The organism is Leptolyngbya sp. O-77, assembly GCF_001548395.1.
In the GTDB taxonomy this organism is placed as follows: domain Bacteria; phylum Cyanobacteriota; class Cyanobacteriia; order Elainellales; family Elainellaceae; genus Thermoleptolyngbya.
Genome location: NZ_AP017367.1, coordinates 5,290,036 through 5,310,206, shown reverse-complemented (window position 1 = coordinate 5,310,206; position 20,171 = coordinate 5,290,036). Strand labels below are relative to the sequence as shown.

At 52.8% G+C, this 20,171-nt stretch carries 10 protein-coding genes and 7 CRISPR repeat arrays; of the genes, 7 read left to right on the top strand and 3 right to left on the bottom strand.

The genetic code is table 11. The features are described 5' to 3' along the window. Nucleotides 1-66: 66 nt before the first annotated feature. A CRISPR array of direct repeats spans nucleotides 67-396; the repeat unit is 34 nt; unit sequence GTTTCCGTCCCCTTGCGGGGAAATGGGATGAAAG. A gap of 110 nt (nucleotides 397-506) precedes the next feature. After that, a CRISPR array of direct repeats spans nucleotides 507-956; the repeat unit is 34 nt; unit sequence GTTTCCGTCCCCTTGCGGGGAAATGGGATGAAAG. A 549-nt stretch (nucleotides 957-1,505) separates the two neighbouring features. Further along, nucleotides 1,506-1,980: a CRISPR direct-repeat array (repeat unit 34 nt; unit sequence GTTTCCGTCCCCTTGCGGGGAAATGGGATGAAAG). Nucleotides 1,981-2,686: 706 nt separating this feature from the next. Continuing rightward, a CRISPR array of direct repeats spans nucleotides 2,687-3,950; the repeat unit is 34 nt; unit sequence GTTTCCGTCCCCTTGCGGGGAAATGGGATGAAAG. A gap of 111 nt (nucleotides 3,951-4,061) precedes the next feature. Further along, a CRISPR array of direct repeats spans nucleotides 4,062-4,757; the repeat unit is 34 nt; unit sequence GTTTCCGTCCCCTTGCGGGGAAATGGGATGAAAG. A 119-nt stretch (nucleotides 4,758-4,876) separates the two neighbouring features. Beyond that, nucleotides 4,877-5,779: direct repeats of the CRISPR family, unit length 34 nt; unit sequence GTTTCCGTCCCCTTGCGGGGAAATGGGATGAAAG. A gap of 115 nt (nucleotides 5,780-5,894) precedes the next feature. Next, nucleotides 5,895-7,553: direct repeats of the CRISPR family, unit length 34 nt; unit sequence GTTTCCGTCCCCTTGCGGGGAAATGGGATGAAAG. Nucleotides 7,554-8,287: 734 nt separating this feature from the next. The 3 genes from cas2 to O77CONTIG1_RS22425 all read right to left on the bottom strand — a co-directional run bounded on the left by cas2 (nucleotide 8,288) and on the right by O77CONTIG1_RS22425 (nucleotide 11,397). Next, nucleotides 8,288-8,563 (bottom strand): CRISPR-associated endonuclease Cas2, encoded by a 276-nt coding sequence (cas2, locus tag O77CONTIG1_RS22435; RefSeq protein ID WP_068515423.1) that lies wholly within the window; start codon nucleotides 8,561-8,563, stop codon nucleotides 8,288-8,290. Between the two features lie 108 nt (nucleotides 8,564-8,671). After that, the gene (cas1, locus tag O77CONTIG1_RS22430; protein ID WP_068515419.1) at nucleotides 8,672-9,709 is read right to left on the bottom strand and encodes a CRISPR-associated endonuclease Cas1; all 1,038 of its coding nucleotides are present in this window, start codon (nucleotides 9,707-9,709) and stop codon (nucleotides 8,672-8,674) included. Between the two features lie 149 nt (nucleotides 9,710-9,858). Next, on the bottom strand, nucleotides 9,859-11,397 hold the full coding sequence (locus O77CONTIG1_RS22425; RefSeq protein ID WP_068515416.1) for a TIGR03985 family CRISPR-associated protein: 1,539 nt from the start codon (nucleotides 11,395-11,397) through the stop codon (nucleotides 9,859-9,861). A 491-nt stretch (nucleotides 11,398-11,888) separates the two neighbouring features. Here O77CONTIG1_RS22425 and crn3 point away from each other — a divergent pair, with 491 nt between their 5' ends. Genes crn3 through O77CONTIG1_RS22390 form a run of 7 tightly spaced genes read left to right on the top strand, consistent with a single transcriptional unit; the run spans nucleotide 11,889 to nucleotide 20,170 of the window. Next, entirely contained in the window at nucleotides 11,889-12,848 is a 960-nt protein-coding gene (gene crn3, locus O77CONTIG1_RS22420) for a CRISPR-associated ring nuclease Crn3/Csx3 (protein WP_084782922.1), read from the top strand. Continuing rightward, nucleotides 12,845-14,077: a Card1-like endonuclease domain-containing protein gene (locus O77CONTIG1_RS22415; protein WP_068515413.1), complete on the top strand. Its 1,233-nt coding sequence runs from the start codon at nucleotides 12,845-12,847 to the stop codon at nucleotides 14,075-14,077. Before crn3 ends, O77CONTIG1_RS22415 begins: the two co-directional genes overlap by 4 nt. After that, the gene (gene cas10 / locus O77CONTIG1_RS22410) at nucleotides 14,070-16,460 is read left to right on the top strand and encodes a type III-B CRISPR-associated protein Cas10/Cmr2 (RefSeq protein ID WP_068515411.1); all 2,391 of its coding nucleotides are present in this window, start codon (nucleotides 14,070-14,072) and stop codon (nucleotides 16,458-16,460) included. Before O77CONTIG1_RS22415 ends, cas10 begins: the two co-directional genes overlap by 8 nt. 2 nt (nucleotides 16,461-16,462) lie before the next feature. Beyond that, nucleotides 16,463-17,161, top strand: coding sequence for an RAMP superfamily CRISPR-associated protein (locus O77CONTIG1_RS22405; protein ID WP_068515408.1), 699 nt, complete (start codon nucleotides 16,463-16,465; stop codon nucleotides 17,159-17,161). Continuing rightward, on the top strand, nucleotides 17,158-18,402 hold the full coding sequence (gene csx10, locus O77CONTIG1_RS22400) for a CRISPR-associated RAMP protein Csx10 (RefSeq protein ID WP_068515405.1): 1,245 nt from the start codon (nucleotides 17,158-17,160) through the stop codon (nucleotides 18,400-18,402). The genes O77CONTIG1_RS22405 and csx10 overlap by 4 nt, the downstream gene beginning before the upstream one ends. Further along, a complete protein-coding gene (locus O77CONTIG1_RS22395; RefSeq protein ID WP_068515402.1) occupies nucleotides 18,399-18,941 on the top strand; it encodes a hypothetical protein in 543 nt (180 codons plus the stop codon). Before csx10 ends, O77CONTIG1_RS22395 begins: the two co-directional genes overlap by 4 nt. A 44-nt stretch (nucleotides 18,942-18,985) precedes the next feature. Next, nucleotides 18,986-20,170 carry a Card1-like endonuclease domain-containing protein gene (locus tag O77CONTIG1_RS22390; protein WP_068515399.1) on the top strand — a complete coding sequence of 395 codons (1,185 nt, stop codon included), beginning with the start codon at nucleotides 18,986-18,988 and terminating at the stop codon, nucleotides 20,168-20,170. Nucleotide 20,171 lies beyond the last annotated feature (1 nt).

Sequence of the window (20,171 nt, the reverse complement as noted above, 5' to 3'; positions counted from 1 at the left end):
CCCTTGCGGGGGAAATGGGATGAAAGCCCAAGAGAGATCCTGGCGAATTGATGACCGCAACATTCCGGTTTCCGTCCCCTTGCGGGGAAATGGGATGAAAGTAATTTTCGCCTTATGCGTCACGAGTCAGACAGCCTGACTCGTTTCCGTCCCCTTGCGGGGAAATGGGATGAAAGGCATCTAGCAGGGCTACTGTCGCAGCATCTAGAGACACTTCAGGTTTCCGTCCCCTTGCGGGGAAATGGGATGAAAGATGACTTTTGCCGCGTTGGCCCACCCACAGAAGAGTTTCCGTCCCCTTGCGGGGAAATGGGATGAAAGTTATCAGGTCTGCATCATGATTTCTGCTTACGTTCCCGAAGGTTTCCGTCCCCTTGCGGGGAAATGGGATGAAAGCGAGAGAATCCGGGTACGCAACTCCCCAACAGGTATCCAGGTTTCCGTCCCCTTGCGGGGGAAATGGGATGAAAGGCTTGAATGAACACAGTCCATACAGTCTGTGTACAGGTTTCCGTCCCCTTGCGGGGAAATGGGATGAAAGTCGTTTTCCAGCCCCAAGCGGACGAGACACGTAAGTTTCCGTCCCCTTGCGGGGAAATGGGATGAAAGTGTAATTATGCCTGCGTTGACTCACTGCCTTGATGTTTCCGTCCCCTTGCGGGGAAATGGGATGAAAGTACAGTTAAAGTTGACAGGTGGAGGAGGAGGCTCGTTTCCGTCCCCTTGCGGGGAAATGGGATGAAAGCGTACAGTTCGGGTGGGAGGGAAACTTTGCTCCGACGTTTCCGTCCCCTTGCGGGGAAATGGGATGAAAGAAGTCCCTCCGTTTGCGTACCGCATGACCGCTTACGCACGTTTCCGTCCCCTTGCGGGGAAATGGGATGAAAGAGAATACAGCCACACCTAGCAGACTGGTTTCCAGGTTTCCGTCCCCTTGCGGGGAAATGGGATGAAAGGGGGAAGGGCTACGTGCGGCAATTCAAGTTGCGCTACGTTTCCGTCCCCTTGCGGGGGAAATGGGATGAAAGTAATGGGGGCCGGGATAGGGTTCGCCTGCCACCTGGATCGGGTTTCCGTCCCCTTGCGGGGAAATGGGATGAAAGCATAAACAATCTGACTGCCGCTTTTTTGTCCCCCTGGAGTTTCCGTCCCCTTGCGGGGAAATGGGATGAAAGTCGCAAACCGCACCAGCGGCATCGCCAGGAACCAATCGACGAAGTTTCCGTCCCCTTGCGGGGAAATGGGATGAAAGTCTATAACCCTCTTCCCGCGCCCTACACCCCAAACGGAGTTTCCGTCCCCCTTGCGGGGAAATGGGGATGAAAGTTGGCAGAAACGATTGGGCCGTCTACGTCCAAGTTTCCGTCCCCTTGCGGGGGAAATGGGATGAAAGTCCTTCAGGAGGAACTGGAGGAGAAGGAGGAGATGAGTTTCCGTCCCCCTTGCGGGGGAAATGGGATGAAAGCAATTGCCTGGCTTTTTTCGGCAAGTAGCTACTTCCTTTTCGTTTCCGTCCCCTTGCGGGGAAATGGGATGAAAGTCGGGGACAGTCACAATCGGTGGCATCCTCGATCCGTTCCTCGTTTCCGTCCCCCTTGCGGGGAAATGGGATGAAAGTCTAGCCCGGCGATCGCCCACCGAAGCACGTCGCCGTTTCCGTCCCCTTGCGGGGAAATGGGATGAAAGACGGACTCAACATTGTGCGGGGCAGCCGCAAGATGTTTCCGTCCCCTTGCGGGGAAATGGGATGAAAGTTTGGCGTGGCAGCCCGATAGGGGGGTCACCCGTCGCCACGTTTCCGTCCCCTTGCGGGGAAATGGGATGAAAGACGACACCCGCTGCCCATTCGCCAGACAGATCGATCCATTGGGTGGTTTCCGTCCCCTTGCGGGGAAATGGGATGAAAGTGGGCTGCGGGTAGGACGCGCAACCGGGAGGCGCTGATAGTTTCCGTCCCCTTGCGGGGAAATGGGATGAAAGCCGGATGATTGCTTCGCGTTCCTGCATTAGCCGCGTGTGTTTCCGTCCCCTTGCGGGGAAAATGGGATGAAAGTTTGGGGCAATGGATCGCCAAGATCGGTAACGCGCTCAGGTTTCCGTCCCCCTTGCGGGGGAAATGGGATGAAAGTTGAAGTATCGCTATGCAGCAAGCGATCGCCCGAATTGTTTCCGTCCCCTTGCGGGGGAAATGGGATGAAAGCGTCGCAAGGATTAGCTTTCAAGAATCCGTCGCCACAAACGTTTCCGTCCCCTTGCGGGGGAAATGGGATGAAAGCGTCTTCTGCGGACACATCAGCAAAAGCCAAGCGCTACGGGAGTTTCCGTCCCCTTGCGGGGAAATGGGATGAAAAGTTTTAACCTATCAGAACGAGCGTAATAATTTCTCACTGCTGGTTTCCGTCCCCTTGCGGGGAAATGGGATGAAAGTATAAAAACGTAGTATTTAGCCTACAATAGGCTAAATTGTTTCCGTCCCCCTTGCGGGGAAATGGGATGAAAGTAAAAAAACATATGCCTTTTGTACAAGCAAAGTCTGGTTTCCGTCCCCTTGCGGGGAAATGGGATGAAAGTTATGTTAAAACATAATTTCAGATTGACCCTCAAAAACCGTTTCCGTCCCCCCTTGCGGGGGGAAATGGGGATGAAAGGCTACCGGACTGTGTCAGGGGCGATCGCCCGATTTGGTGTTTTCCGTCCCCTTGCGGGGAAATGGGATGAAAGCCCATCAAACGACAGGAGCGTGACCCACGCGGGCACACCCGAGTTTTCCGTCCCCTTGCGGGGAAATGGGATGAAAGATTGGGCGATCGCTGGGGGGATATTCTGGCGAGGGGGTTTCCGTCCCCTTGCGGGGAAATGGGATGAAAGTTGAGTCTGAGCGTCGTGGGCGCGGCGGTATCGTTATTACGTTTCCGTCCCCTTGCGGGGAAATGGGATGAAAGTTGAATGCCTTCGGCTTCATTGAAGGCATTCACAGAGAATTGAGTTTCCGTCCCCTTGCGGGGAAATGGGATGAAAGGGTCACTGTTGCTCATCACCCATCTTTTCGCTTTCAGTGTTTCCGTCCCCTTGCGGGGAAATGGGATGAAAGGCTTAAATACTTAGCGCTTAATTTGTCTTTTTCTGCCAGTTTCCGTCCCCTTGCGGGGAAATGGGATGAAAGCACTTGAAGCTCAACCCAGCAGCCGTGAAAATATTCAAGTTTCCGTCCCCTTGCGGGGAAATGGGATGAAAGACTGATTAGGCTGGCTGGTCTTAATTTCTCGAAGCGGTCGGGTTTCCGTCCCCTTGCGGGGAAATGGGATGAAAGCTGAAATGTGTGTCACCAGCATCAAACCCTTCTCAGGTTTCCGTCCCCTTGCGGGGAAATGGGATGAAAGCCCGCTGGAGATCGCCTATCACCTGATCCAGGCGTGGCGGTTTCCGTCCCCTTGCGGGGAAATGGGATGAAAGATTTGTCGCTGGGACTGTCCGACACGCCCATCAAGTTTCCGTCCCCTTGCGGGGAAATGGGATGAAAGTTGCGCTCGCTGGCTAGAGGTCGAAAATAAACTCGGTGTAAGTTTCCGTCCCCTTGCGGGGAAATGGGATGAAAGATCTCAAAGCAAGGGGAGCAGACGCAACTGCGGTTTCCGTCCCCTTGCGGGGAAATGGGATGAAAGTCGAATCCACCTGCTAGGCATTACATCCGACTGGGTACTGTTTCCGTCCCCTTGCGGGGAAATGGGATGAAAGCTGGTGACGGATCTGGCAGGATCGGGCTACCAGATAGTTTCCGTCCCCTTGCGGGGAAATGGGATGAAAGGGCGACATCTACTCGGTGATGCTCGCCTGCCAGCATTGTTTCCGTCCCCTTGCGGGGAAATGGGATGAAAGGAATCGCATTTTGGTGTTGGCCGCTAGCGTCTTCCATGCGGTTTCCGTCCCCTTGCGGGGAAATGGGATGAAAGGGGCGATCGCCCCATAATTAACTGAGAATGTCACATCAATCGTTCCGTCCCCTTGCGGGGGAAATGGGGATGAAAGGCGGCATCCAGGCGGAGCTGTATGGCTACAAACCAGGTTTCCGTCCCCTTGCGGGGAAATGGGATGAAAGCGTCGGTGTAGGCGATTACTCTTCCGTTGTGTTTGATTGAAGTTTCCGTCCCCTTGCGGGGAAATGGGATGAAAGAAGCTCCACAACATATCAATACCTCGGATCAATACCGTTTCCGTCCCCTTGCGGGGAAATGGGATGAAAGGTCCCCTGCGCGGTTGGCTCTCTCTAACCAGAGTGGCATCCTGTTTCCGTCCCCTTGCGGGGAAATGGGATGAAAGCCAGACCAGCCGCAGCCACCCCTTGTTAGAATCAACCCTGGTTTCCGTCCCCTTGCGGGGAAATGGGATGAAAGCAAGGGGGGGGAGGCGACTTAGATGAGTCTGGAATCACTGGGTTTCCGTCCCCTTGCGGGGAAATGGGATGAAAGCGCGACGAAGAGAACCTGCTGCTGCACCTGCTGGCGAGGTTTCCGTCCCCTTGCGGGGAAATGGGATGAAAGTTGAGTGACTTTGGCTGAGCCATCTTTCACCCAATAAGGTTTCCGTCCCCTTGCGGGGAAATGGGATGAAAGAAGAAGTTTGTTAAGGCGGAGAAGTCTCGGCTTTCCGGTTTCCGTCCCCTTGCGGGGAAATGGGATGAAAGACGACGCTGTTGCTCCCTCCCTCAAACAGGGTAGTCCGAATTGTTTCCGTCCCCTTGCGGGGAAATGGGATGAAAGTCGTCCCCCTGCTAAGGGTCTCGATGGGAGACGACGTTTGGTTTAGTTTCCGTCCCCCTTGCGGGGGAAATGGGATGAAAGCAGTTTCACCAAAATTCAGCCGATGCGCCGTAGGAATGAGTTTCCGTCCCCTTGCGGGGAAATGGGATGAAAGTCCCAACTAGTGCAGCTTCTCTAAAAAGGAAATCCTCCTAATGTTTCCGTCCCCTTGCGGGGAAATGGGATGAAAGCTGTACCACCCGCTGTAGTCACAGCAAAATTAGCTGAGTTTCCGTCCCCTTGCGGGGAAATGGGATGAAAGCCGCAATGGTGGGAGGTGATGAACAGCTTTAGCTCTGTACGTTTCCGTCCCCTTGCGGGGAAATGGGATGAAAGACTTCTTGTGTCTATTTGCTCTCCCTCAGAATCCTGCAGTTTCCGTCCCCTTGCGGGGAAATGGGATGAAAGATGCGATCGCTGTAGTTAGCCTATATAGCTGCTCCTGAGGTTTCCGTCCCCTTGCGGGGAAATGGGATGAAAGGAGCGATCGCCCACATGAGCAAAAGACGCAGCCTAGTTTCCGTCCCCTTGCGGGGAAATGGGATGAAAGTTGGAAAATTGGGTGAAATTATGAAATTAGGTTTCCGTCCCCTTGCGGGGAAATGGGATGAAAGCTCTACGTTCCTTTTGGTGACGACTCTCCAGGTAAGTTAAGGGTGTTTCCGTCCCCTTGCGGGGAAATGGGATGAAAGCAGATAGTCGCTGAGTTGAAAATGCTGCTCAAACATTAGAGTTTCCGTCCCCTTGCGGGGAAATGGGATGAAAGTTTAAGGATCAAGCGGCTCAGGCACAGTCAGGGCTAAAGAGTTTTCCGTCCCCCTTGCGGGGAAATGGGATGAAAGCGCCTATGCTGCGAGTTTGTTGCAGCGCCATTGCGAGTTTCCGTCCCCTTGCGGGGAAATGGGATGAAAGATGCGCTGCTGAACTTACTGAGCCAACTGTCTGGCACGTTTCCGTCCCCTTGCGGGGAAATGGGATGAAAGGACTAAGCCAGCAGTATTCTCAGTAACGAAAACGCCTGGGGTTTCCGTCCCCCTTGCGGGGGAAATGGGATGAAAGGTTCAACTGTTTGTCCAGTTGCAATTAACACGCCAACGGCGTTTCCGTCCCCTTGCGGGGAAATGGGATGAAAGAAATTCCTGTAACACGCTCTCAAACCGCTGTTATCACTGACGTTTCCGTCCCCTTGCGGGGAAATGGGATGAAAGGCCGCCCGCCGTTGGACATGGGGCAAGTTTCGAGCCACAGCCCAGGTTTCCGTCCCCTTGCGGGGAAATGGGATGAAAGATGAGCTTTACCGTTGATACCGCCAAAGCTGTCCTGTGTTTCCGTCCCCTTGCGGGGAAATGGGATGAAAGCATACCCAGCGCAGAACGCAGGGCAGCATTTGATCGCATGGTTTCCGTCCCCTTGCGGGGAAATGGGATGAAAGATCAACCGCGACTATTATCAAGCGCCGCTAACTCACAAAGAGTTTCCGTCCCCTTGCGGGGAAATGGGATGAAAGTGGACAGACAGCGGCTGTGGCAACGGGATAGAGCTCAAGGTTTCCGTCCCCTTGCGGGGAAATGGGATGAAAGTGTAGCTGGGCTTCCAGGTTTTGGAGCTTTTGACGCAGGGTGTCCTGTTTCCGTCCCCTTGCGGGGAAATGGGATGAAAGGGTTTCTGCTATCTCCTTTACCTTGCGATTGAAGGATCTTGAGAGTTTCCGTCCCCTTGCGGGGAAATGGGATGAAAGGGCGATCGCGATCGGCTGCCACGCAACCTTAACGCCGTTGTTTCCGTCCCCTTGCGGGGAAATGGGATGAAAGAAACCGTTAATGCCAACCAAACCGAGTCGCGCCCGTCGTTGGAGTTTCCGTCCCCTTGCGGGGAAATGGGATGAAAGGATAACAATGAGGAGCATCCGAAGGAGAAGCTGGCTTGAACCCGTTTCCGTCCCCTTGCGGGGAAATGGGATGAAAGTAGAGGATCGCCCTCGTGAACACAAACTCCCAAGGGTTTCCGTCCCCTTGCGGGGAAATGGGATGAAAGAAAACTTCTGGGGCGATCTCCCGCTTCCTTCTTACGGTTTCCGTCCCCTTGCGGGGAAATGGGATGAAAGGGCTTCAGATAGATGCCCTCGCAGACATTACTGTAAGTTTCCGTCCCCTTGCGGGGAAATGGGATGAAAGAAGACAATTCCGAACCGGATATCGAGTACAAAAGGGTTTCCGTCCCCTTGCGGGGAAATGGGATGAAAGTTCTGTAGTGGAAAGTTCTGTAGTGGAAAGTCCTGTAGTGGAGTTTCCGTCCCCTTGCGGGGAAATGGGATGAAAGGCTGGACAGTATTACGGTACTGAGTTAGTAAATCAAGCTTGTTTCCGTCCCCTTGCGGGGAAATGGGATGAAAGTTACAGCCTGATGCGATGCACTCGTCTGAAGTAGCAAACTGGTTTCCGTCCCCTTGCGGGGAAATGGGATGAAAGTGGGTATTTCTGGCTCACTTAGGCAACGGTGGAACTACACTGTTTCCGTCCCCTTGCGGGGAAATGGGATGAAAGTTTATACTGGACTCCCAGTTTGGCTAGTTCATCGTGTCGTTTCCGTCCCCTTGCGGGGAAATGGGATGAAAGGGGCGATCGCTACGATGGTCAGCTAATGGCCCGTAGTTTCCGTCCCCTTGCGGGGAAATGGGATGAAAGCCTAAAATCCTAGCCAATCCTTCTGAACTGATTTCGCTAGTTTCCGTCCCCTTGCGGGGAAATGGGATGAAAGGTGAAGCGCGGGCCGTCCCACTTGGCCCAAACAGCAGGTTTTCCGTCCCCTTGCGGGGGAAATGGGGATGAAAGCTATCCGTCTGAATCTGGGTATCGTAACGGTAGCAGGTCAACTGTTTCCGTCCCCTTGCGGGGAAATGGGATGAAAGGCCTCTTTCCCAGAAGCTTTATCCCGAAGGGATTCTGGAACGAAAAACCACGAAGGTTTACCTCCGTGACAAAATCTTGTTCCTGAACCCTAGGAAACTTTTCAAAGGATTGCTTGAAACCGCTGTGGTGCAAGCAATCCACGATGGTTAACGAGTTTATGCAGTTTTCAAGGTTCGTGCCACCTTCGTGGGTTGCTAATCACTTAGAATAGCTGCAATTTTTGCAGTTGTCGAGATTCTCGAAGAGGGAAGAACGAAGAGGGAAGAACGAAGAGCGAAGAACGAAGAGGGAAGAGGGAAGAGGGAAGAACGAAGAACGAAGAGGGAAGAGGGAAGAACGAAGAACGAAGAGGGAAGAACGAGGAGGGAAGAGGGAAGAACGAGGAGGGAAGAACGAGGAGGGAAGAGGGAAGAACGAAGAGCGAAGAACGAAGAGGGAAGAGGGAAGAGCGATGAGGGAGGGCGGAGGAGGAGATTATGGGCAGGGGGCTGGTGGAGGCTGGGGATTTTCGTTTTTCGTTTTTCGTTTTTCGTTTTTCGTTTTTTGTTCTTCGTTCTTCCCTCTTCCCAGCTTTTCCCCTTGTTAGAAGATATAGGCTGAGGGTGGCGGTTTGGGCTTGTCGCTGCCGATGGTTCGCGTCTTTGCCACTGCTTGGGGCGGAATCCAGTAAAACCGCACGTTGTCTACGGCGGGATTCATTCTGGCAGCGACCTGTTGAAATAGGCGTTCCATTTCTAGTTGAGTTAGGAAGCACTCGAATACACTTTCTTGGACACGCCGTCCGTAGCCTTCGAGGAGTTTGGAAAGCCTGTGGCGACGGCGATTGTCAGGGATGTCGTAGACGATGAGGGTTAGCATAAGGGGGGTGAGGAGTTGGTATAGAGGGACAACTCTTGGAATAGGGGAAGGTATGGGTTGGTGGCTCTTCGGAATAAGGAGAAGTTATAGGTTGGTGGCTGTAGGGAGTTAGGTAACGCGCCGGAAGGTTTCGTAGGGGATATTTTCGAGCAGGCTGCGTTTGTAGCGCCGAATTTGGAGCTGGATGGCGCGGCGGTAGGGAACTGGTTCTCGAGCATCGGGGTGGTGGACGGGGGTCATGATGCGTCGCTCAAAGGCTTGCAAAAAGCGGCGACGGCCTTGTTCGTTGAGGTAGATGCCGCCGTTGGGCTGGGGTGGGGAGAAGTAGTGGAGTTTGAAGATTTGCTGGTTGAGGAGGGCAATGACTAGAACGTCTACGATAGGCGATCGCCACTCTTCCATGAGGTCAAAGGCGAGCTGGGCTTCATTACGGTCGGAGCGATGGAGGTTGCCCAGGTAGGGATTTAGCCCTTCTAGAATCAGCAGCGAAAGGACGTTATTACACAACAGCGTGTAGCCAAAGCTGAGCATGGCGTTGACGGGGTCGCGGGGCGGGCGGCGGTTGCGCTCGGTGAGGGTGAACTCTGGCGGGAGGATGAGCTGCCCGAAGGCAGGGAAGTAGTGGGCGGCGATCGCCCCTTCGTAGCCTCGCAGTTGTTCCAGGATGTTGGGGATGATGTCTGGCAGGGAATCGGGCGATGGGTCGAGGTGGTTCACCGTTTCTATTTCTCGGTCAATGCGGGCGATGGCGGTGTCTACTGTTGCCAAGTTGCGGCGGCGGTTGAGCTTGAGTAGAAGTTGCTTCGAGTTCCATGCTTTGCCGACTACAATTTCGCGGGCCAGGGCGAGCTGAAACGCGGGGTCTCGCAGTCGGGCAAACTGGGCCGCCTGGGCGCGGTGGTCGTGGCGATCGCGCCACAGGTGCCCGCGATAGCTGCCCGTTTGGGACAGAAACATAACTGGCACCTGCCGCAGCAGCAATGTGGTCAAGGCTTGGGTGGTCAGTTGCACATTGCCAAACACCATCACCTGTTCCACTTCTTGCACGGGGATATGAATCGAGGCGGACTCCGGCAGCGTTAGAACCAGGCGATTCTGGTTTTTTTGCAACTTGGCACCTTGCTGGGTCAGATACAGTAGCGACATTTTTAGAACTCCTAACCAACTTCTTGGGTAGCGGCTTTTAGTAGTCCAGTTTTTAAACTGGCCTTGTGCTCATTGCTACACCGTCATTAGTCAGGAGTTCGGTTAGGAATTTCGCGTAATTGGATCGTGTTTCCCCAATTAGGAGCGGTCTAGCTAGGATTGACTTGGGTTTTAGCGGATCGGTTTTCCGCACTGTCTTGATGGGCTTGATACCAATGCACTTCTTGGAGGGCTTCCTGGAGCATCTGTTGCCGGAGGGCGAGGGGGGCAATCACTTCGCCATTGGGTCGCCAGTCCCGCAGCCGCATGGTTACATTAATGTCCCCCAGGCGAATCCAGCCGCAATAGTAGCGATCGCCCTTTGGTAGCCGTGCCACCAAGTCCAGCAGGGCTGCCTGTTCTGCTGTATCGGCCATCTGCAACCGAATCAGCCGGGGCAGGGCGCGATGGGGCAGGGGGTGAAAGGTGGGATGGCGATCGGTTTCATCCACATACCAGCGGGCAAAGGCGGGAGAAAACCGCATGATCAGCAGCGCCTTGGGCAAATAGAAATTGAACCCCCAAGCGGCTTCCAAGGCCTGCTCGACGGCTGCTGGCGTTGGCAACTGGCCGGCGTGGCGTAGCGCCTTTAACGCCTCAGGAACCGCCAGATCGCCCCAGGGCAAAACTTGCAATTGCGGGGATACAATCCGGTCTAGCCGGTAGTTATGCCAGCCAAAGTTGCCTTGCGGATCGACCCCGTAGGCGCTGAGGTACTTGGCTCGCCGTGCGTAGTGCAAACACACGGGATAAACGGTCACCCTAACCTGCTGCTCCTGCCGCGCTAGCCAATAGTCAAACTGCACCACGCCGCCGTCGGGGGTTTGCCATAGAGCCTCTAGTTCTGCCTGATAGCTATCGACCCGCTCCTGGACGGTTTCGTTCAGAATGTAGTCGAGATGGATGAAAATGCGGCGGGTGGGTTCACGGGTAGGGAAGGGGGAGGGCTGACCCTGGGGCGATCGCTCTGTCAAAGCGTCCCACAACTGATTAATGATGACCTCGAGTTGCGGCTGCACAAATGCAATGGACTCTAGGGCCCGCAGCAGCGTCCAGCCGTCACGTCGTGACAGTAGCCCAGGGGTCCGCAGCACGGGATCTGCGGGCGGGATGGGCCACTGTTCTGGTGGGATTCTTAGATAGCGCTTTGTGCCCATCTGCGAATCTGCTAGCTGTAGCCACTGGGCTTGAGTAAGATAATCCAAGTCTGCCCGCAGGCTGCGGTGGGTCACTGCAAAGGGGCATTTTTCGAGTTCCTCCTCCAGGGCCGAGGCGGTAAGCCCTGTCATGTGGCAGATGGCTTCCCCCCACGCCTGGGGCGATATCTGCATTGCGGTTGCATTTGGATGGGAAAAGATGAGCTGGCTGGCGGTTTGTTGACAGAGGCAGTCGGTTCCTTGGCAATAGGCCGTAATCTGCTGGCGGCTGACGGTTTCTGCCCAACTGTGGCTGGGGGCATAGAGCAAGCGGCAGAGCTGTTGGTAACGGAAGGGCTGGGGCAATGCTTGTTGCAGTGCTGGGTTGCTGTAGAGGCGATCGAGCAGTAGCCAGAGCCGCAGCGATCGCCCTAGGCGGTTTGCCAGTTGGCCGCCGCTGAGCCAGTGCAAGACGGCGGGGGTCGGTGGATAAGGAAACTTGAAGGAACGCATTGCAGACAGGAAGCGGTAGAGAACCGGAACGTGAAGTGGCCAACAAGGGGCGATCGCTCGGGAAACGGAAACTCTAAAGCTAGAGTGTGAACAAGCCTAAACAGCCCATGAAGAACCGTAGAAAACTTTGCTCTATCTGTTAGAAAACATGTTTTCGTGTATCGAATGGGCTGGAATTCCTGGCTTTGGTGGGTACTTTACTTTAGAATGCTGCCCCTCTGGATGAGTAGATGCTTTGCCTACAAGGCTCAACTTTAGCTAGCCCTAAAGCTCTGAAAAGTCAGATGTGCTGTGCTTTAACCAGTGGCAGGTTGCTCGTGCTCTATTCTTTGAAAACCCCTCTTCAATCTTTTCGTCATAATGAAGAATAGCAACCAAACCACAAGCTACTCAACCCTGCTTGACCAGCTCAGCGCTTGGTTTTGCCAGAGTGACTGAGGGGCAGCGGTGGGCTGCATTTTGTCCTCCTGAGGTTTCTCAAATCTGGTTGAATGTCTGAATCTTTGCAATATCCCCCCACCCAGGCGATCTCACCGCCTACGATTTCGCTAAGCGTCAGCGCTCCCCAAGACTATCAGGGGCTACGGTTTCAAACGCTGGCGATCGCCCTCAATACCCCCGACCGCCTCATCACGCCTGCTGATTTGCAAACCCTGAGCTTGCCCAGCGGCATTGATACAACGGGCGGCGTTGTGATTACTGGGCGTGCCCCCATCTGGCTCTATGCTTACCTCGTCCACGAATTGCACCCGACCGCCTGGGTTGCGTGCTTTGATCCGCGGCTAGAAGGAGGCGTGGTGGTGGCTACCCATTCTCGCCAAGTGCAAATTGGGCAGGTGGTGGCCTTGCCAAAGGCGATGACTCGACCCCGCCTAGGCGCAGCGCTGATGGTAGTGGGCCCACCCGACAGCGGCAAATCGGTCTTTAGCCATGCGTTGTTTAGTGCCTTGCTGCCCACCCATCCGGACCTCTTCCTTCAGCGGGCCAACTGGGACGGCGAAGGCAATTGGATTTTGGAACTCCCTGAAACGGCGACCGATGCCGATCGAGAAACCTTCAAACTGGCCTACAAGGGCGAGTCCTCTCCCCGCTTCTTTGCCCACCATGCCCACGCTATCTTGCAACTGCGCCGCCAAAAGCCGCTGGTGATTGTGGACGTGGGCGGCAAGGTGGACATTGCCAAGGTTCCTATCCTAGAAGCCTGTTCTCACTACATCGTGATTAGCGCTAAACCAGAGGAGATTCCCGCTTGGCACGAGTTTTGTGGCGATCGGGGTAACCTCAAATGCTTGGCGGTGATTCACAGTTCCCTGGAACCGTGCGAAACCGTCCACAAACAGAAACCCTGGTTAGAGATCACCTGTGGCCCTTGGGTGCAGGGAAACCCCTGCGCGGTTCCATCGGTGCTGCTGGAGCAGATGACAAGCGCGTTGCTGGGAACAAATCGATGAACCTGAGCAATTACCAAACCGACTATTTATTCCTGCTCATGGGTGAGAATCCCCTCCCCAATGCTGTAGCAGCCCTCACCCTTCTAAAACCAGGCGGCACTCCGATTCTGATTCACACCGAACGCACCGCTGCCCAAGCAAAGCATCTAACGCAGGTACTCAAAGATTTTTCCAGCCTTCAAGCTGCTCGCTGCGTTGATTTGGGCAAAGGACAGGCGGATGCTTCAGCCATTCAGCAAACCATTGGAAAAATGGCTCAATCTCTCGCTGGACCCATTGGCATGAACTACACAGGTGGCACCAAAGTGATGTCAGTCCACGCCTACCGGGCCGTTGAAGCCGTGCAGCCCCAGGCGGTCTTCAGCTACCTGGATTCCAATACCCTGGAGATGACGCTTGAGCAAACCGGGAAGCCTAGCCAGCGCGTGAAGGTGACTCCCAATCTTTCCCTAGATCAACTCTTCCGGTTGCATGGTTTGTCTTGGCAGGATGACCGTCCACCGCTTAATGCTCCAATATTGCCCGAAGCAGCAGAGGCGATCGCCCACTTCCATCAATCTCCAGACTTGGCGCAAGCCTGGCGGAACTGGTGCAATCGTCAGTTGCGTAGCGTGGCCAAAAATGAATACTCTCGCTGGCGATCAGAAGCAGAACTGGCGGGGCTTGACCCCATCGACCTGACTGGCTTACCCGAAGTTATGATAGCGAAAGTCATGGAACCCTATTTGGGAGCTAGGGACGGCTCTCTATCGCTGCCAACCGCACAGAAGCAGGGATTTCGAGATCTGACTCAAGTGTGCGAATGGCTAGATGGCACTTGGCTAGAACACCACGTTCTGTCTCAAATTCAGCAAGTTGCGTCTGATATCGGCATTCATGATAGCCGTGTTTCTTTCAACATCGGCGACCCCCAAAAGCCCCATCAATCCTGGGCAAAGTTTGAGTTTGATGTGGCGTTTATGCATCATTACCAACTCTTCGCCCTCTCCTGTACCACCACTGATAAGCGATCGCTCTGCAAACAAAAGCTGATGGAAGCCAGCGTGCGAGCACGACAGTTAGGTGGCATAGAAGCGCGGGTGGGGCTGGTCTGTTGTCATCACAATCCGGCTTCATTGCGATCGGAACTGGAAGTGGCAACGCGAAATCAGAAAATAGCGGTCTTTGGGCGAGCAGATTTGATGAATTTGGGTAGTCATATTGCAGAGTGGGTGAAACAGAATGGATAGTGTGCTTGACGAAGAACAAACTGATAAACGGGAAGACAGTAAGAAGCAAATCACCATTGCCATCACCTGGTGTCTTGCCTGGGGGAACGATCGCGAGCCACAGTTCCCACTCTCGACCCTCCAGCAAATGGTGCAGGCCTTACGAGCCGGACAGCCAGATCTGGTGCCATCCGAAGTGCGATTTCACCTAGAGAATGCGCGCCAGCTTAATCAGTTAGATTATCCCAGAACACTGACAGACCTGAAGGCATATACAGAAACCCATCCCCAACTCTGGCAATCCCAGATTGGGCTGGTCTATGGCGGTGCCACCAAAATTAAGCAATATGTCTTTGAAGCGGCAAAACTGCCGGATATCCGGGGGGCATCGGCCCTGTTGGATCGGATCAATCTGGTTGATTTGCCAGCGTTTTTCCAGGCTGAGCAATCTTCCCGGTTTCAGCAATGTCAGAATGAACCAGCATATTGCAGTCAGGTGCGTGAATGGCTGGATCAAGACTTCGCCGGATTATCCCAGGCACTCATTCCTGAACTGATCATTTATTCAACCGGCGGCAATATCCTGGCCTTCTGCCCACCTGCCTATGTGAATGATTTAGCGAATGCGATTGAGAAGCGCTACACCCAGGAAACTCTAACCGCAAATTCCTGTGCTGTGGGCGATCGCTTCCGGCTTCTGGAATTGCGCTTTGGACGACTCAACGATCCGATCGAGCAAACAAACTGGTACGAGTGGTATCAGCAAAACCGCGATCGTGACCTCGTCAAGGCTTACTATGGCAAACCGGATGGCGATGCCTTTGAACAGTTCCAGTCTCGCAAGAACTTCAACGAACTCGTGACTCAGCTTGCTATTCGCTTTAACCAGCGGCGGGCTGGACAGGATATACCAGGGGAGGAACGCCCCAGTCGGCGGTATCCCCCCATGTTTGAAACCCATCCCTACCTGCGTCGGGACGAGACTGAACGGCGATCGGCGGTGCAGCAAGCCAAACAATTACCGGGTGAACCCTGGTTTTCAGATGTGCTAGCCCGCAAGCGCATTGCTGGACAAAAGTCTAAGCGAGATAATCAAAATACGGCTTGGTTTGATCAAGAAACCTGGTTGGATGCTTGGAAGCCAGGAACATTAACCAGTTGGGTGAGTAAGTTTGAAGATTTCCTGCGTGACCATCCAGATCTGACCTACTGTCAACATCCTCACTATCCTGATCTAGAAGAGAAGCATCGAGAAGCGCGATCGCTGCGGGAAATTGGTAATGCCAGCACACCGACCGGATTTGTTGCCTATATTTACGCTGATGGCAACAACATGGGGGGATATATTCAGAAAAATATCAAAACACCTGAAGCATACCAGAGCTTCAGTGAAGCCGTTTCGCAAGCGACGGAACACTCGGTCTACCGGGCACTGGCACAGCATCTCTCACCCCATCAGCTTAAGGGAATTGATGACACTGAAACCCAGGGACGGGATGGCAAATGGATACACCCGTTTGAGATTCTGACGATTGGTGGCGATGATGTCCTACTGATTGTGCCAGCCCACAAGGCACTGGCGATCGCCCAAACCCTGAGCGAGCAATTCGAGCAGATTTTGCTAGGGGATGGGGAGCCAGATCAAAGTCCCTCTCCCGACTTGGGAGAAGGATTTAGGGTGAGGGATGAGTTACAGCCTCAAAAAGATATCCATCGTTACCGACCCGACCGCGCACCAGACTCCCACTGTCAACTCAGTATGTCAGTGGGTGTGTTGATCACAGCCGAAGATACACCCATCTACTATGCCGAAAAGCTGGTGAGCCAGCTACTCAAATCTGCCAAGAAGAAGGCCAAGCAACTGAAAAAAGACTTTAAGTACTACGGCGGCACCATCGACTTCCTGGTAATGAAATCAGTCACAATGCTGTCCTCCAGCATCGAAGACTTCCGTAAATCCGGTTTGGTGATTGAGGGCAAACCGAAACTCAAACTCTATGGTGCTCCCTACACGCTGCATGAAATTGGTGGATTACTGAAAACGGCGAAAGCGCTGAAAGAAGCCGACTTCCCGCGATCGCAACTCTACCAAATTCGCAGTTTGCTGGAACAGGGGAAACACACAGCTATCCTTAACTACCGCTACTTCCGAGTGCGGCTGGATAAGGAAAAGCAAGCTTTGCTGCAAGAAGAGTTTGAAAACGCCTGGTGCCAACCCAAAGATCCAAACAATTCCGGTAATCTGGCTCCCTGGATGTCTTTGCTGGGTGAGGGTGGAACCACTTACGAAACCATCTGGCGGGAGTTAGTAGACCTCTATCCATTTACCGAGACCGGCCAGGCGGAACAAAGGCATCCACCCGGACAGGTCGAATCACCCGCAACCGCTCCAGGGGAGGCATAATCATGGTTCAGTTAAGTAGCTTATCTCAAGTCCAGACTGAAATCCCGCTCACAGCAGTGATCGACAGTGCCCTCTGCGTGGGGGCGGGTGGTTCCACGGGTCCCTGGGCAGATAAACCGATTGTGCGACTGGCTGATGGACGGTTGCTGATTCCGGGGTCGCAGCTAAAGGGTCGCCTGCGCCATGAATGCGAAAAATTAGCACGAGCCTTGGGCTGGCCCGTCTGTGAGTCTCCTGTAGCAGAAACCATGTGTCCCCAGATTGGGCGAGATAACTCAGAATTTCAGCGCACAGCTGGTGAGCCACAGCATCACTGCCTGATCTGCCAGATCTTTGGCAACCCTGCCTTGCCCTCGCGCTTAATCGTGGATGACCTGATCTGCCTAGAAAATTCCAAAGATTTGCCCGAAGTTTTGCGTCCGGGGGTAACGATCAATCGCCGTCGCCGCACTGCCGAAGACCAGAAACTGTACTTTTTGGAAACCTCACCCGTTAATGTGCAACTGCCCTTTGTCGGCCATCTTTACTTCCAGCCCGACTGTCCACCCTATGCCAGGGCGCTGGTGCTGGCCGCGCTCCATCATATTCCTGCCCTGGGCGGCAGTAAGTCCGCCGGGTTAGGCTGGCTGACCTGGCAGATTGGCGACATCGACATTGACCAGAGTGCCTGGGAATCGCTCAAGGTAGGAAATGCCCCATGAAAGAGATTCAGTTAACCATTAAAGCTTTATCACCGCTGGCGATCGGCACCCGTAAGCCAGGTGGCTCCGTCAGCGAGGCTCACGACCATATTCCGGGTTCGGTGATTCGAGGCGCGATCGCCGCCCAGATTTTGCAATATCCCGATGTGGATCAAACTCAACCCGGTGGGGACTTTCAACGGTTATTCCTGGAGCAAGGGGCAGCCATTTTCAGCAACGCCTATCCCAGTGCCAGAAATCGCAAAGGAGATATCCTGCCGGTTCGCCTGCTGCCCGCCACCGCCGTCAGTTCCAAGAGCAATCCCGGCTTTTGTAGCAGCCAGTCAGACAGTTATGGCGTATTTGACACCCTGATCGATCGCTTCTGTGCTGAGGGGCACGATCATTTGTATGACCCCAACTGCCCCAGAGATGGGGGACGAGTTGAACCCTACGGCGGCTTCTACACGGTTGAAGACGATGACGATGGGAAGCCACGCTATCACTCACAGAAAGTGGAGGCTCGATTGCTCACACGGGTTGGCATTAATCGTAGACGAGCCACCGCCCAGGAAAACATCCTTTACGGTATTGAGGTCATCAGTGAAACTCGGAAAAAAGGTCAGGAGGAAACCCTCTTCTCTGGTACCATCCGCTTGGAAGATGAAGTCTTAGCCAGCGCACTAACGGATTTCATCAATGCTCAATTTCAGAACTGGAGACTGGGAGGTTCTGCCTCTAGGGGATTGGGCAAGGTGGAGATGACTGCTCAACCTCAGGACGTTACCTCTGATGTTGAAGATCGCATCCAGCAGTTCAATCACCATCTTCACAAGCGCTGGAAGCTGTGGGATGTGTTTGGCAAACCCCAGAATTCTTTACTGGACAATCGCCAGTTCTTCACCCTTGATCTGCAATCAGACGCCATTTTGACCGATCGATGGCGACGCACCACGGTCATCTCTGCTGCAATGCTCTGTCAGGAAGCTGGGGTAGCCGATCCTGACCTGCAACTCCATGCTACCTACAGCAGCTACGACTATCGCGCTGGCTGGAACGCCGCCTGGGGACTGATGAAGGATATGGAGTTGGTGACCAATCGTGGAGCGGTCTACCTGTTCAGCACGCCTCACCTGGATCAGTGGCTACCTGCCCTAGAGCGCCTAGAGCAACGGGGTGTGGGAGAGCGTACCCCAGAAGGCTTTGGCCAGATACGAGTTTGCGATGAATTTCACACCATTTTTCGGGAGGAAGCAAAGTGAGTACGGTTTCTAGTATTAATGCTCAAGAGCAACTGGCATTAAGAATTGATCAAGGCATCAGCCAGCAGCTTGATGATGTCATCGGCAAAGTTGAGAGAGTTGCCAAAAAGTTCAATATCCAAAATGTCAAGGAGAAATCACCTATTAAGAATGTCGTTGCAGCAGCAACTGAACCCGTTACATCTCTCGAAGTTATAAAGAACTTCATTCGTTATCAAGTAGGTCGCAAGAATGCCAGTCAAATTTGGAAACTCAAGGAGACTGAAAATAAAAATAGTGTTTTTGCTGATGCAGTTGTCAATGATCTAGATAGTCTAGCAAATAACTGCAAAAGGATCATTGATTCCATCGAAGCGGACATTTCTAAAAGCCTGGAGGACAAGAATCTTTCAGGCATTGAAAAAGGTCGTTTAAAGGCTCTTCAAGAGTACCTTCAGACTAACAAGGGTACAGTGATTCAATCATTACACTTAAGACTGGCCCGTTTGTATCTAGGTTACTTGAGCCGAGAACATACGGCACTCACAAAGAACGGCTAGAGGTTTGCTTTGGTGTCACTGAGAAAACAGGGAGATTAAGATTTATGAGCACTGCACTGGTTCTGATTGGGGGACGTAGCGCTGTTCCGGCAATATCTGGGATTCTTCAGTTCCTGGATGATATTAGCAAGATCAAGTTTCTGGTTTGTAAAGGAGAAGAGTATGAGAAACTCCAGAGAACTGCTTATAGCTTTATTAAAGATAAAAAAGAAAGTATAGATTTCGTGCCTGACCGAGATGTAAAGGTAGTTGATCCCTACAACTTCACTCAAGTATTAAAATCATTAACTGAATTGCTTGCCGGAGAGGAGGAAGTTTCCTTTGCTAGTCTGGCTTCAGCTCCACAAACGATGTCTATTGCCAGCTATGGTTTTCTCCAGAAGAAATTTCCGACTGCAACTATTTTTACTGTCAGTACCGACCAGGCAATCATTATTCCTCTTAAGGAAAATGAGGCTCCAATACCATTCCAAGCAAAATTGAGTGTAGAAGACTACATTCGGGCATGTGGGCATGAGATTTTCAAAAGAAAAGCAGAGGATAGCTTTACCTTCCAGAACCAGAATCAATTAAAAGAACTCGTTTTTTACTTTGCTGAAAATATTGAAAGCGTTGATTCAATATTGCATGAGATTCGACAACAAGCGGCTTCAGGTGGCGATTCAATTAAGAGTAGTCGTAAGGTATCTTTCAGTGGTGACTTAATAAACGACTTAATAAACAAGAACAACCTGGTTAAGCCTTTTGTCATTAAATTTCTTGAAGAGCTGCAAGAACATTCTTTAATTGAGCAGCTAGATACGTCTTGCGATATATCTTTCCGTGTTAATCCCGAACAATTTAGCTTCCTTCGAGGAGACTGGCTTGAGCTACTTGTCTATCTTAATGCTCAAGATTGTAAATTTGATTCAGTCGAACCTTCAATTGAATTAAGCAGTTACAATGGCGAAATTGATCTGTTCTGTCTTTACAATTCTAATCCTCTGATATGTGAGTGTAAGACTGGAAAATTTGACAAAAAGGAGATATTGAAGCTGCGTAACATTGCTGAAAAGCTAGGAGAAAGTTATTGCTTGAAGATCCTTGTAGTAAGTGCTACAGAGATCCCTGATGAAATTGAACAGGAAGCCAAAAACAGTAGAGTGAAGATCTTCAATGGCAAAGATCTGATCAATTTGCCAGACCTTTTGAAAAAGGAAATGGAAAACCCTGAGTATACAAGGCGATGAT